This window comes from Deltaproteobacteria bacterium (assembly GCA_016709225.1).
In the GTDB taxonomy this organism is placed as follows: Bacteria; Myxococcota_A; Polyangia; order Nannocystales; family Nannocystaceae; genus Xiheibacterium; species Xiheibacterium phototrophicum.
In genome coordinates, this window is the sequence record JADJEE010000001.1 from 1693394 (window position 1) to 1707341 (window position 13948).

Below are 13948 nucleotides of genomic sequence, written 5' to 3' on the forward strand. Positions count from 1 at the left end.
GCGCGCGTGCGGGCTCGAAGCACGACTCCCCGCTGGCTGCGCGCGCTGACGTGGGCGCTGTGGCTCGTCACGCTGTGGCTGGCGCGCCCGGGCGCGGCACAGGCCGAGAACCGCGCGACCATGCGCGGGCAGTACTACCGCGAGAAGTCGACCCGCGTGCTGCAGCCGATGGTGCAGCTCAGCGCCGACGCGCCCGACGAACGCTTCACGCTCGGCGCCGGCTACCTGCTCGACGCGATCAGCTCGGCCTCGATCGGCTCGGGCGCATCGCAGGTGACCGGCGGCGACAAGGTCTTCCACGAGATCCGCCACGAGCTCACCACCACGGTCGGCTCCAAGCTCGGCGAGTGGCAGCTGGGCGGCTTCTTCCGCTACTCCACCGAGACCGACTACGCCAGCCGTGCCGCCGGCGTGTCGGTCGGACGCGACTTCCTGCAGCGCAACATCAACCTCACCGCCTCGTACGCCGTCAACATCGACCGCGTCTACCGCATCGTCAACAACATCGACGTGCGACAGCCGTGGTGCGGCGGTGCGATCGCGCCGCAGGACTGCCGCGCCAAGGGCACCGGCATCGGCAGCAACTTCCTGCAGGTGCACCTGTTCGGCGTCGACTACTCGCACACCCTGCACAAGACCGTGCTCGCGGGCTTCCACGTGAACGTCGCGCACCAGGTCGGGCCGCAGGACAACCCCTACCGCGAGGGCTTCCTGGGCGGCATCGAGGAGACCCATCCGCACGTGCGCAACCGCGTCGTGCTGACCCCGAGCGTGCGATGGATGATCCCGCAGGCGCGCCTGGTGATCGAGCCGTTCTACGCCTTCTACACCGACGACTGGGGCATGCGCGCGCACAGCCCCGAGCTCCGCGTGCACGCACGGGTCGCCCGGCACCTGGTGCTGCGCGCCCGCTATCGCTACTACAAGCAGACCGCCGCGTTCTTCTGGCGCGCCGACGGGCAGTACGTCGACGGCGACGCGCAGTGCACCCGCGACGCGCCGCAGAACTGCGCCACCGCCGACGTGAAGGTGATGCCGTGGGACTCGCACACGCCGGGCCTGCAGCTGACCTGGGAGTTCGACGGCATCGCCCGGCACAAGGGCCTGCACTGGCTCGAGGGCGGCTACCTCGAGGCCACCTACAACCACGCGTTCCAGAACAACCGCTATGGCAACGCCCGCATCGGCAACCTCGCGCTGTCGCTGGCGTTCTGAGCCGGCGGGCGCGCTGCTGGCCGTCGCGCTCGCGCACGGCGGCTGCGAGCGCGCGCAGGGCCCGAGCCTCACACAGGCGGTCGCGCGCAGCGACGATGCGCGGGTGGTCGCGATGGTCGCCGCCCGCGACGGCCTCGACGCCGAGGCCGCGCGGCAGCGCGTGGAGGCGCGTCGACGCATCGCCGCCGATGCGCTCGCCGGCGCCGACCTCCCCGAGGCCCTGCTCTCGCCGTCCCGCCGCGCCCACCTGGCGCGCACCGCCGCCGCCCGCGTCGCGCTGGCGGACCTGTTCGAGGCCAGCCACGGCGCCGAGGACATCCCCGACGACGACCCGATGCTGCAACGCGCGCGCGCCGACGGCCGCTTCGTGCACCCGCGCCTGCATCGGGTCTGTCAGGTGATCGCCACGCCGCCGGGCAAGCTCGAGGGCGACGCGCTCGCGGCCGCCCTCGCCGCACCCGGCTGGGAGGCCCGCGCGACCGAGGTGATCGCGACTCTGCGCCGCCACGTCGAGGCGACGGTGCCGCTGGGCGATCCACAGGCGTGCGCGCTGATGTTGTCGATGCTGCGGCTCGAGCACGACGACCCCGACGACGACGTGGTGCTGCGCGGCGAGGGCGGTGGCGGCTTCGACCTCACAGCCTGTGCGGTGGCCCCCGCCGCCGACGGCAGCTGCAGCGAGCCCCGCTTCGCCCCCGAGTGGACCGCGGTGATCGGCGACGGGCCCACGCCCGGCGTGCGCGGACCGTTCACCACGCGCTTCGGCGTCCACCTCGCGCTCGTGCTCGAGGTGCTGCCGGCGCGCGGCCCCGACGACCCCGGCTTCGACGCCGAGGTCCGCGAGGCGGTGCTGCTGCCGTGGCGCACCGAGGCGTTCGGGCGCTGGCTCGAGCAGCTGCGCACGCGCCACGTCGCGTTGATCGCCAGCGACGGCGGCGGGGCGCCGTGACCACCAAGCCGCGCGCCACCGGCACGATCACGCCGCACCTCGAGACCGAGTTCGGCGTGGTGATGGCGCAGGTGGTCGGGCGGGTCGCAGGGGCCCGTGGCGCGGTGCTCACCGATCGCGACGGCCATGCGATCGACTACGCCCACGACGCCACTGCAATCGACGAGCTCGACCTGCAGATCGCCGGGGCCCAGTGCGCGCGCACGCTGCTGGCGATCGAGGTGGTTGCACGCCGGCGCGGCTTCGATCGCAACACGGTGCTGGTCGAGGCCTCGCAGGGGTGTCTGCTCGGTGCAACGCTGCCGCGCACCGACGATCTCACGCTGGTGCTGGTGCTGCGTGCCCGCGCCCACCTCGGGCTCGCGTTGCGGGAGTTCGAGCGCGCCTGCGACGAGCTCGAACGCATGCTCGCGTGACGCATCCGGGTGCGGATGCCCGATCGCTCGCGGGACGCACGACCCGAGCGTTTACGCACCGTCTTCGTGCTTGACCCACTGCCCCGGTCGCATATGCTCGTGACCCCAACACCATGGCCACGCATATCACCGACGAGTGCATCAACTGCGGCGCTTGCGAGCCAGAGTGCCCGAACGAGGCCATCTCCGAGGGCGACGACAAGTACGTGATCGATCCCAACCTCTGCACCGAGTGCGTGGGCTTCCACGACTACGAGGCGTGCCAGGCGGTGTGTCCGGTCGAGTGCTGCATCCCCGACCCCGGTCGGCGCGAGAGCGAAGACGATCTGTACGACCGCGCGCAGAAGATCCACCCCGACAAGACCTGGCCGTCGATCGCCGATCTGCCGCCGGGCCAGTCGCGCTTCCGCAAGAGCAAGTGAGTCCGTCGCGGCCGCGCCAGGCCGCGCCCCCGCGCGCGGTTTGACGTAGACTCGCGCCACCCCGACGATGGTCGAACCCAGCGCAGCGCGGGTCCTTTGGCTGCGCCTCGCGGTGTCGTCGGTGTTGGGCGGCGCGTTGCTGTGGGTGGTGTGGCCGCTGATGGCGGCAGTGCCCGCCGACCCTGCGATCGCGCCGCGGGTGCTGCTGGGCTTCGCGCTGGCGTTGGTGCCCTACCACGGCCTGCGGGCGCTGCGGTGGTGGTTCTTGCTGCGGCGACTCGGCGAGGTCTCGTGGCGCAGCGCGGTCGCGATCGGCCTGGCGGGCTACCTGTGGATCGCGGTGCTACCACTGCGGCTCGGCGAGCTCGCGCGGCCGCTCATGGTCGCGCAGCGCCACGGCATCGCGGTCGGTCGCACGCTCGCGGTGGTCGCGGTCGAGCGCATCGCCGACGGCTTCGTGGTGGCGGCGTTGTTCTTCGCGACCGCCCCGGTCGGTGTCGGACTCGCCGACGATGGTGACGCCCTCGCCGCGCGCGTCGAGCTGGCCGCGATGATCTCGACCGCATTGTTCGCGATGGTGCTGTCGGGGCTGGTGGTGCTCGCCCGCTGGCCGCGGCTGTGGCGGCGGCTGTCGTCGCCGCTGCGGCGCGGTCGCGCGGTCGCGCCGCTCGATCGCATCGACGGCCTGCTGGCGCAGATCGGCGAGGGCTTCGCGGCGCTGTCGGGGCCGCGGGCGTGGCCCGGCTTCGTGCTCACGACGCTGGCCTACTGGGCCACCAACGTCGCTGCGCTGTGGTGGCTGGCGGGCGGCTGCGGCCTGCCGCTGTCGCTGCAGGAGGCCGCGCTGGTGACGGCGGTGATGAACCTCGCGCTCGCGCTGCCCGGCGGCCCCGCGCAGATGGGCGTGTTCCAGGGCGGCATTGCGGTGGGGCTGCTGCTGGTCGCCTCGCGGGCATTGGTGCACGATCGCGGCAGCGTGTTGGCATTTTGGTTGTACGCGGGCCAGCTGGGCTCGATCGTCGCGGTCGGGCTGCTCGCCCAACGCAGCACCGGCGTGTCGATCGCGTCGTTGTGGCGCGCTCGGCCACCGCAGCAGGGGTCGACATGAGCGACGACGCGGTGCCGCCGGGCCAGCAAGGCACGCAAGCCACGCTCGGCAAGCTGGGCAACCTCGGATGGCTCCGCATCATCGTCCGACTCGTGCTCGGCCTGTCGCTGCTCGGCGCGGTGCTGTGGTTCCTGCTCGAGGCCGGCGGCACGCCGCACCTGCGCTTCGTGGCGTGGGCGTGGGGCGTGGGCATGGTCGGCAGCGTGCTCGCGAACGCGGTCACTTCGCGGCGTTGGCAGCTGCTGAGCGAGACCATGACCTCCACCCTCCTGCCCTACGGCGTGTACTTTCACCACCTCGCGTACACCCGCGTGCTGAGTCAGTTCCTGCCCTCGCTGGTGGTCGACCTGGTCGGGCGCAGTGCGAGCCTGCGCGCGGCCGGCAGCAGCGAGAGCATGGGTCGACTGCTCGCGCCGCTGGTGCTCGAACGCGTGCTCGATCTGGTGCTGCCGGCGGTATTGCTGGGCTGGGCGCTGGCCTGGCGTGCCGGCGGGCTCGACGAGGCCGCGGCGTGGAGCTCGCTGGTGGCGCTGGTGGTGGTGTTCTCGCTGGTCTCGATCGCGTCGCTGCGGCTGATGGTCGTGGTTGCGTTGCGCGTGCGCCGGTGGATCCGACGCGAGCGTGACGCGATCGAGGTGCCGGCGGTCGATCGTCCGCTCGCGCTGCGGGTGACGATGCTGTCGCTGGCCCGCTACGCGACCATCATGCTGCAGTACTGGGGCGGCGGCGCGGGCCTCGGGGTCACGCTCTCGGCGATGGTGCTGCTGTCGTCGGCGCCGCTGGCCCAGCTCGCCGGCCTCATCGGCATCACCCCCGGCGCACTCGGCCTGCAGGAGGGCGGTTGGGCCGGCGCGCTCACGGTGCTCGGGGTCGCACCGGCCGACATCGCGGTGTTCGTGATCGCCACCCGCGGCACCATCATCGTCAACTTCGCGCTCATCACGGTGCTGAGCTGGCGCTGGCGCGTGCCACCGGCGGCCGCCGCAGCGCCGGTCGACGCCGCGGGCCGCTAGGCCGGCCCCTGCCCGCGCCCGTCGGCGGCCAAGAATCGGTCGACCACGCTGTGGCCGAGGTAGACCAGCGGCAGGGTCGCGATCGCGATGCCGAACTTGTAGGTGTAGTTGGTCACCGACAGCGCCAGCACGTCGCCCGCGCCGAGCTTGCCCGACAGCCCGAACGCGATGGTGTTGATGACGAAGGTGTCGACCAGCTGCGAGACCACGGTGGAGCCGACGGCGCGCAGCCACAGCATGCGCCCCGCAGTCCGCGTGCGCACCAACATGAACACCACCACGTCGAGCAGCTGGCTGGTCGCGAACGCCACCAGCGAGCCGACGATGATCCACATCGACTGGCCGAGCACCTGATCGAACGCGTCCTGCGAGACCGGCGAGATGTCGGCGGTCGGCACCGCAATGCACGCGAAGATGATGATGAACGCGTAGACGATGAGCCCGATCGTGAAGAGCGTCAGTCGACGCACCGACGGGGCCCGAAATACTCGTTGACGAGGTCGGTGGTGACGAACACGAACGGCCACGGGACCACGCCGACGCTCATCACGTAGCCCGAGACGCGCACCAGCTTGCCGCCCAGGATCTCGCCGAGCAGCGCGTGCGCGATGAAGACCCCCGCGAGCAGCAGGAACACGGCGTCGCGACGGGTTGGCGACCAGCTCGGGGTGGTGCTCGTCGAACCGCTCATCGCCCGACAAGCCTACTACGTCGCGCGGGCCCGGGGCCGGCGCCTCAGTTGTAGGCCATCTCGACCGCGCGGCGAATGTTCACCGACACCAGCTTCGAGACCCCGCGCTGCTCCATGGTGACGCCGTAGAGCCGATCGGCGATCTCCATGGTGACCTTGTTGTGGGTGATGATCACGAACTGCGTGTTCGCGGCCAGCTCGCGCACGAGGCCGTTGAAGCGACCGACGTTCACCTCGTCGAGCGGCGCATCGACCTCGTCGAGCAGGCAGAACGGGCTCGGCTTGATGAGGAAGATCGCGAAGATCAGGCTGGTGGCGGTGAGCGCCTTCTCGCCGCCCGAGAGCAGGTCGAGGCTGCGCAGCTGCTTGCCGGGCGGTTGCGCAACGATCTCGATGCCGGTGTTGAGCATGTCGTCGGGGTCGGTGAGCTTGAGCTCCGCGCGACCGCCCGCGAACAGCCGCGGGAAGATCTGTCGGAACTTCTCGTCGACCGCTGCGAAGGTCTCGCGGAACATCTGACGCGTGGTCTTGTCGATGCGATCGATGGCTTCTTGCAGCTGCGTGACGGAGTTCTCGAGGTCGTCGCGCTGCCGCGTGAGGTACTCGTAGCGCACCGAGACCTCCTCGAACTCCTCGATGGCGGTGAGGTTGACCTCGCCCATGCGCGAGATGACGCGCTTGAGCTCGGCCGCCCGCTCGCGCTCGACCTCACCGCACTGGCGACGATCGTGATAGTCGCTGAGCACCTCGACGAGCTCGACGTCGAGCCGCTCACGCACGTCGACATGGAGGTGCGACAGCTCGAGCTGGTTCTCGCGCAGCCCCAGCTCGACCTCTTGCTGCTGCTCGCGGTGGCCGTCGAGCTCGCTGCGGAGGGTCCGCATCGAGTTCTCGATCTCCTCGAGCTCGAGGCGGATGCCGTCGTGACGCTCGCGGACGTCGTGGACCTTGGCGGTGGCCTCGCGACTGTGCTCGACCAGGGCCTCGCGCTCGATCGCCGACGCCGCCAACGCGGCCGCGAGCTCCTCGGCGCGCGCGCTGGCGCGGCTGGCGGTCTCCTCGAGGCGATCGAGCCGCACCCGCTCGCTCTCGATCTGCCGGTGCAGTCGCTCGGCGGTGCCGGCCAGTGCGTCGCTCTTCTGCTGCCAGCGTGCCAACGCGACCTTGGCCTCGGTCAGCTCGGCGGCGACGAGGTCGCGCTCGTGGGCCAGTGACTCGATGCGACCGCCACCCTGATCGACGTCGCGGGTGAGTTCTTCGTTGCGCGCTTGCAGCTCACCGATGGTGTGCTGCAGCGAGGCCGACTCGCGCATGCGGGCCTCGATGTCGCGCTCGGTCGCCGACAGCTGCTCGCGGCGCGCGGCGAGGTCCTGCTGGACGCGCTGCAGCTCGGCCGCGATCGCGCCGCACTCGGCCTCGGCGGCGGCGGCCTGGGTCTGCACCGCGAGGTGATCGGCCTCGTTGCGCTCGCGCTCGGCCTCGACGTCGGCGAGGCTCCCGGCGATCGCGAGGTGGCGACCGCGGGTCTGCTCGAAGGCCTCCTGCAGCGACGCGAGGATCTCCTGCAGCTCGCGGATCTCTCGCTTCTGCTGCAGCAGGGCCGCGTTGAGGGCGGTCGGCGAGCCGCCCGTGACGACACCACTCTCGTCGACGCGATCGCCGTCGAGCGTGACCATCGGCGCGCGCACACGGCGGGCGTGCCACAGCTCGAGCGCCCGCGTGAGCCCCTCGACGACCACGGTCTCGCCGAACAGCACTGCCGGCAGCTCACCCAGCGCGGGGCCACAACCGACGAGGTCGCGCAGCCGGCCCAGCACGCCGGGCTCGGGTGCGGCGCTCGTCGGCACGGAGGCGGCCGCCACCGACGGCGCGGGGCCGTCGGTCACGTCGCGGCCCGCCGCGCCCACGTCGTCGGGCGGCAGCTCGTCGGGCGAGCGGTCCTGCGACAGGTCGACGAGATCGATCGCACCGCCGCTGCGCGCCGCGGTCGGATCGCGCCAGCCCAGCATCGCGCCCTCGGCCTGCGTCGCGCGGGTCGACGCGGGGCCGGGCACACGGCAGCTGCGGGGCAGGAACGACAGTCGCCCCTCCTGCGCGCGCTTGAGCAGCTCGACGCCGCGGGCGGCCTCGTCGGGCGCGTCGACCACGATGCCCTCGAGCCGATCGCCGAGCACGGCCGACAGCGCGGCCTCGAGGTGCTGCGGCACCTCGAGGTGATCGGCGACGATGCCGATGGCCGGCGCCGCCGCGGCGACGCCCCCACCCGCGCCGGCCTCGAGCTGGGTCGGCGCCCGCAGCTCGTCGCGGTGCTCCATCACGACCTGCACACCCGAGGCGCAGCCGCGGTAGCGCGACTGGATCTCCTCGAGGGATTGCAGCCGCGAGCGCGCGCGATGGACCTCCGCACGCCCGGTGTCGAGCTCGACCTCGACCGCCGCGAGGTGCTCCTTGAGCTCGGCACGGCGGCGCTCCAGCGCGACCCGCTCCGCCCGCAGCGCCTCGGCGCGGGCGCTCGCGGCATCGCGGGCCACGAGCGCCTCCTCGCTGCGACGCGACAGCTCGCGCTCGTGCTGCGCGGTCGCGGTGAGCCCCTCGGACAACGCGCTGGCGCGCCCCTGGGCGCCGACGATCGCCTCGGCGATGGCGTCGGTGCGCGCGCGGGCGGCCGACAACGCGCTGCCGCGCTCGCCGAGCTCGCGGGCGGCCGCGTCGCGGCGCGAACGCTCGAGCGAGAGCTCGCCCTCGACCCGCTCGAGGCGTGCGCCGAGCTCCTCGACCACGCCCTGCTCGCCGCCCTCACCCCGCTCGTGGCCGAGCTCGCGGCGCTCCGCGTCGAGCAGCTCGAGCTCACCGCGGACCTGCTCGACCGCGCGCGCGACGGTGTCGGCCTCGGCCCGCGCCTGGGTGCCGCTGGCCATCGATGCGTCGCGCTCGCGGCGACGATAGTCGTCCTCGGCCTCGCGCAGTCGGATGCGGTTGTCGACGTCGAACACCTGCTGCTGCAGCTCGATGAGCTGCTGCTCGGTCTCGGTCGCGCTCACCCGCAGCGCGGCGGTCTGGGCGTCGCGCGCAGCCAGCGAGGCGCGCACGTCGTCGATCTGCTGCAGCAGCAGCGAGCGGCGGGCATCGAGCACGCTCCGGGCCGCGCCCAGCTCGAGCCAGCGGTGCGCGCCGTGCCACAGCTCGAGGTCGCGCAGCTCCTCGCGGTACTTCTTGTAGCGCTCGGCCTTCTGCGCCTGACGCCGCAGGGTCCCCAGGCGGTCGTCGAGCTCGGCGACCACGTCGCGCACGCGCAGGAGGTTCTGCCGCGTGGCCTCGATCTTCCGGCTCGCGGCGGCCTTCTGCGCCTTGAAGCGGGTGATGCCGGCGGCCTCGTCGATGATCGAGCGGCGATCCTCGGGCTTGCTGCTGACGATCTTGCCGACCTGGCCCTGCTCGATGATCGAGTAGCCCTTGGTGCCGACGCCGGTGCCCGCCAGCAGGTCGGTGATGTCGCGCAGACGCGCGGGCACCTTGTTGATGAGGTACTCGCTGGTGCCGTCGGCGAACAGGCGCCGCGTCAGCGCGATCTCGGAGAGATCACCGTACGGCGGCGGTGCGTCGCCGGTGTTGGCGAACGTGAGCGTGACCTCGGCGAGCCCGGCGGGGCCACGCGAGCTGCAGCCGGCGAAGATCACGTCGGCCATGCCGCTGCCGCGCAGGTGCTTGGCGCTCTGCTCACCCATGCACCAACGGATCGCGTCGACGATGTTGGACTTGCCGCAGCCGTTGGGTCCGATGACGCCCGTGATGTGATCGTCGACGACCACGACCTGGCGATCGGCGAACGACTTGAACCCCAGGACCTCGATCTTCTTCAGCCGCATGCGCTTCGTTCGTCCGTCGCGGAAACCCGACGCCACCGACCGGATACACCAACGCCCGAGCCGCGGAAAGCCCGGCCCGGCCGCACGCCAGGGCGCCACCGCGGGCGTGCGGGCCCACCCGTGGCGTGGCCGAGCGCCCCGCGGACGGCGTCCGCCGCCTCGCCCGACGGTTACCCGCGCGCCGGGGGGCCCGAGCGTGGGTAACCGCCCGGCGGCGCGAGATCTCCCACCCACCGCGGCCGCTCGCGCGAGACGCGGGGACTTGCGCCGGTGGGCGTCCGCTGGCGAAGCTTGCGCCCACGCCGATGGGACCCGAGCTCGCCGTGGTGCTGGTCGTCGCGATCGTGGTGATCGCGATCGTCGGCGTGGCGTGGCTGCGCGGCCGCGCGCGTGACGACGCTGCATCGACGCGCGATCGCGACGCCGTCGGCACACCGCCCGTCGTACCGTCGCCGGCCGTCTCGCGTGCGCGTGACGATGATGCCGCGAGCGCCCGCGATCCCGACGCCGCGCCCGCGTCGACGTCACCGCGCGCGCCGGTGGCCGACACCGCACCGAAGCTCCCACGCACCGTACCCACGGCAGCGCGCGACGAGGCTGCACGCGCACCGCTGCCGGTCGAGCGTCCGGGGCTCGATCGGCCCAGCGTCGAGCAGCGCCGCCACGGCGATCGCGAGGATGATCGCGAACGCATCCGTCGCGGTCTCGAGAAGACGCGCGGTGGTTTCGTCGCCAAGCTCGCACGCCTGGTGCTCGGCAAGCCCAAGGTCACCACGGCGCTGCGCGATCAGATCGAAGAGGTCTTGTTCACCGCCGACATCGGCACCGGGGTCGCGCAGAAGCTGATGGATCGTGTCGGCGAGGTACTCGACCGCAGCGACACCGCCGACGCGCAGGCGGTCTGGCGCGCGCTCGAGCAGGCCGCGCTCGAGGTGGTGAAGATCCCGGCGGCGCCGTCGAATTTCACGCCCGAGCACGCGCCCTACGTGCTGCTGATGATCGGTGTCAACGGGGTCGGCAAGACCACCACGCTGGGCAAGCTCGCCGCGGCCCACCTCCGCGAGGGGCGCAAGGTATTGCTGGTGGCCGGCGACACGTTCCGTGCGGGCGCCGTGGATCAGCTCGACGTGTGGGCGCGCCGCGTCGGCTGCGACATCCACACCGGCGACGAGCGAGCCGATCCTTCTTCAGTCGTCTACGACGGCATCCGTCGGGGTCGACGCGAGGGCCACGACGTGGTGCTGTGCGACACCGCCGGTCGACTGCACACGCGCAAGGAGCTGATGGACGAGCTCGGCAAGGTCCGCCGCGCGGTCGCCAAGGCCATCGCCCAGGATCTGCCGCCGACGGCCCGTGACGCGGTCGCCGGGCCGCACGACACCTTCCTCGTCCTCGACGCGACCATCGGCCAGAACGCCCTCGCGCAGGCCAAGCTCTTCAAGGAGACCACGGACTTCACCGGCCTCGTGGTGACCAAGCTCGACGGCACCGCCAAGGGCGGCGTCGTGCTCGGGGTCTGCGACGAGCTGCAGGTGCCGATCCGCTACGTCGGCGTCGGCGAGGGCGTCGACGACCTGCGCCCCTTCGATCCCGAAGATTACGTGGCGGCACTCTTCGCCGACCGCGATCGCGCCGTGGGTGCGGATGACTGAACGAGCGTACTGCCCCGGAACCCACGGGCACTCCCGGCCGTGCCACGCCCCGGGGGGAGCGTGCACAGGCACGCTGCGCATCGGCTTGCACGGCGGACCGGTCAGCGTTGCGGCGTTTCACCCCGCGGGCGTGCGACAGCATGGGATCCACGGCACTGCGCAACGAACGGGCACCGCGACGTGCGTCGACGCGAAACCGTGTCCGCAGCCGTGCACGTCGGGACCGATGCAGCCCGATCCAATCCCCGCTCGAATCCCCGCTCGAACCATGGATGCGGTGATGGATTCGAGGCCACGCATCCATGCACCGTCGCCACGGCTGCGCCGCGCGACCGCGCCATCGCGCACGCGGGTGACATCCCGCTCGCGGCCATCCTGCGACGCCCCCGCGACGTCCCGCCAGCGCTTCGCCGAAGCCGAAGCCAAGGCCGAAGCCGGAGAAGAAGATGCGAGCGCACGGCCGTCTTCCCCCGTTGTGACCTATAGAGCGCTGTGGTACGGTCCCGTCGCCCTCGTGCCGAGAAACCATGTCCACGGGCCTATCTCCCAGGCATTCGCGACTGCACACGTTCCTTCCTCCGAGTTCTCGACCCGTGTCTGAGGTGAGCATGCGACGCATCCTGACGGGCCCGACGGTGGCCCTCGCGGTCCTCTGGACCCTTCCCGCTTCCGCCTCTGCGGACGCACGTGCAGTCGGAACAGCGGGCAACGCTGGTCCGGCTGGCGGCGACGACGAAGTCGTGGTGGTCGACGACGAAATGGAAGGCGAGACGCCGGCCGGCGAGACGCCGACCGGCGAGACGCCGACCGGTGACGCTGGCGACGGCGGTGACCTCGGTGATGTCCTCGGCGGCGACGACAAGACCGTCCCCGCCGACGGCGAAGCCGGCAAGGAGGACAAGGACTCCGAAGCCAAGCAGATCAAGGCCGAGATGGGCCAGATCAACGTCGTCCAGCGCCAGCGGATGCTGAAGAAGAAGCGCTTCGAGCTGATGCCGCAGATCGGCATCTCGGTGAACGACCCCTACGTTCGCCACTACAGCTTCGGGCTCGACCTCAACTACTGGTTCCACAACCGCATGGCGGTCGGCCTCACCGGCACTGGTCTCGTCGGCGCCAAGACGCCGCGCTACGAGAACATCCGCAAGCAGGAAGGTTTGCTGCTCACCGCCAACAAGGTGCTGTGGCAGGCCAGCGTGAACTTCACGTACAACCCCTTCTACGGCAAGATCGCGATCTTCAATCGCGCGCTGCTGCACTGGGAAGGCAGCGTCACGATCGGCGGTGGTGCCACGCAGACGCAGGTGCTGCCGCGCTACGCCGCACTGCACGAGCCCTTCCGCACCGTGACCGGTGGCGGTCAGTTCGGTGTCAACGGCCGCTTCTACACCCGTCGCATCGACTGGCTGTCGGTCAACGCCGGCGTGCGGACGTGGGTCTACGCCGACAAACAGGAGCCCATCAATCGCGGTCCCGACGACAGCGCCGGCGGCGTCGACAACCCCAACTTCCGTGATCCCGATGCCGCCAAGAAGGGCGCCGACTTCAAGGCCGCCTTCAACGTGGTCTTCTATCTCGGGGTGAGCTTCTACCTGCCGCCCAAGTTCGAGTACGTCAAACCGCGCTGAGGCATCCGACGACCATGAAGACTCGTACCATCCTCACCGTTGTCGCGGCCTTCTCGGCCTTTGGTCTGTGGGCGCCCAATCAGGCCCACGCACGCAAGAAGGGCGTCCTCGAGGGCGAGCCGATCGTCCGCAAGAAGCTGCAGCTGCGGAAGTTCCGCTTCCAGCTGACGCCGTACGTCGGCATGAGCCTGTCGCAGCCGTTCGTGCACATGGGCTACGTCGGCGCGCGCGTCGGCGTCCACTTCACCGACTGGGTCGGGATCCGTGCCGGCTTCGGCTACGGCGTGGTGAAGCTCGACTCGAAGCTGCTCAAGGCGATCAACAACGGCGGTCTGCCCGACGGCATCGCGCCGGGTGATCCGGACACGTCGCTGCCCGGCGCGGCGGCCTGCCCAGCCGACTCCGCGGCCCCGTGCCGCCCCGCCGGCGAGGACGACAACCCGGCGCCGCTGCAGCACGACTTCCGTGCCGGCCTCACGCGCGCACAGTGGCAGTCGAGCCTCGACGTCGTGTTCACCCCGTTCTCCGGCAAGCTCGGGATTTTCTCGGCGATCTTCACCGAGTACGACATCTACCTCTTCGGCGGTCTCGGCCTGGTCGGCTGGAACAAGCACTACAAGAACGCGAAGAGCACGACCGACCTGCTGAACCTCGACACCAACCCGAACTCGCCGACCTTCTGTCAGGATGCCGGCGGTGGCCAGAACCAGGAGTGCCTGCTGCACCCGGTGAAGGCCGACACCGGCGTGAAGATCGGCGGCAGCTTCGGTGCAGGCCTCAACCTGTTCCTCGCCGACTGGGTCTCGCTCAACCTCGAGTTCCAGGACATCGTGACCCGCAACAACATCGCGGGCCTCAACACCACGGTCACCGACATCCCGCCGCAGCTCACGAAGGCCGACAAGGACGTGTTCCACAACGTCACCTTCCAGCTGGGCGCGACCTTCTACATGCCGTTCAAGGCCAAGCGCACCAAGTGACGCCGGCT

At 71.2% G+C, this 13948-nt stretch carries 10 protein-coding genes and 1 pseudogene; 9 read left to right on the top strand and 2 right to left on the bottom strand.

The window, feature by feature from the left end; all coding sequences use genetic code 11:
• The first annotated feature begins 6 nt into the window (after positions 1-6).
• The 6 genes from IPH07_06975 to IPH07_07000 all read left to right on the top strand — a co-directional run bounded on the left by IPH07_06975 (position 7) and on the right by IPH07_07000 (position 5123).
• Positions 7-1215 (top strand): DUF3570 domain-containing protein, encoded by a 1209-nt coding sequence (locus IPH07_06975; protein MBK6917125.1) that lies wholly within the window; start codon positions 7-9, stop codon positions 1213-1215.
• Positions 1169-2164 carry a hypothetical protein gene (locus IPH07_06980; protein ID MBK6917126.1) on the top strand — a complete coding sequence of 332 codons (996 nt, stop codon included), beginning with the start codon at positions 1169-1171 and terminating at the stop codon, positions 2162-2164. Before IPH07_06975 ends, IPH07_06980 begins: the two co-directional genes overlap by 47 nt.
• The gene (locus IPH07_06985) at positions 2161-2580 is read left to right on the top strand and encodes a hypothetical protein (protein MBK6917127.1); all 420 of its coding nucleotides are present in this window, start codon (positions 2161-2163) and stop codon (positions 2578-2580) included. The genes IPH07_06980 and IPH07_06985 overlap by 4 nt, the downstream gene beginning before the upstream one ends.
• Positions 2581-2693: 113 nt before the next feature.
• The gene (locus tag IPH07_06990; GenBank protein ID MBK6917128.1) at positions 2694-3002 is read left to right on the top strand and encodes a YfhL family 4Fe-4S dicluster ferredoxin; all 309 of its coding nucleotides are present in this window, start codon (positions 2694-2696) and stop codon (positions 3000-3002) included.
• A 67-nt stretch (positions 3003-3069) separates the two neighbouring features.
• Entirely contained in the window at positions 3070-4110 is a 1041-nt protein-coding gene (locus IPH07_06995; protein ID MBK6917129.1) for a flippase-like domain-containing protein, read from the top strand.
• A complete protein-coding gene (locus IPH07_07000; protein ID MBK6917130.1) occupies positions 4107-5123 on the top strand; it encodes a flippase-like domain-containing protein in 1017 nt (338 codons plus the stop codon). The genes IPH07_06995 and IPH07_07000 overlap by 4 nt, the downstream gene beginning before the upstream one ends.
• Here the strand turns inward: IPH07_07000 and IPH07_07005 are convergent.
• Both IPH07_07005 and IPH07_07010 read right to left on the bottom strand, forming a co-directional pair.
• Positions 5120-5814 (bottom strand): annotated as a pseudogene (locus IPH07_07005) (queuosine precursor transporter). The gene IPH07_07000 and the pseudogene IPH07_07005 sit on opposite strands and share 4 nt — an antisense overlap.
• A 44-nt stretch (positions 5815-5858) precedes the next feature.
• A complete protein-coding gene (locus IPH07_07010) occupies positions 5859-9680 on the bottom strand; it encodes an AAA family ATPase (GenBank protein ID MBK6917131.1) in 3822 nt (1273 codons plus the stop codon).
• A 305-nt stretch (positions 9681-9985) separates the two neighbouring features.
• On the opposite strand from IPH07_07010, the gene ftsY reads away from it, so the two are divergent.
• The 3 genes from ftsY (at position 9986) to IPH07_07025 (ending at position 13940) form a co-directional block, all read left to right on the top strand.
• Positions 9986-11332 (top strand): signal recognition particle-docking protein FtsY, encoded by a 1347-nt coding sequence (gene ftsY, locus IPH07_07015; protein MBK6917132.1) that lies wholly within the window; start codon positions 9986-9988, stop codon positions 11330-11332.
• A 743-nt stretch (positions 11333-12075) separates the two neighbouring features.
• Positions 12076-12960: an outer membrane beta-barrel domain-containing protein gene (locus tag IPH07_07020; GenBank protein MBK6917133.1), complete on the top strand. Its 885-nt coding sequence runs from the start codon at positions 12076-12078 to the stop codon at positions 12958-12960.
• 14 nt (positions 12961-12974) lie between these two features.
• A complete protein-coding gene (locus tag IPH07_07025; protein MBK6917134.1) occupies positions 12975-13940 on the top strand; it encodes a hypothetical protein in 966 nt (321 codons plus the stop codon).
• Positions 13941-13948: the final 8 nt, after the last annotated feature.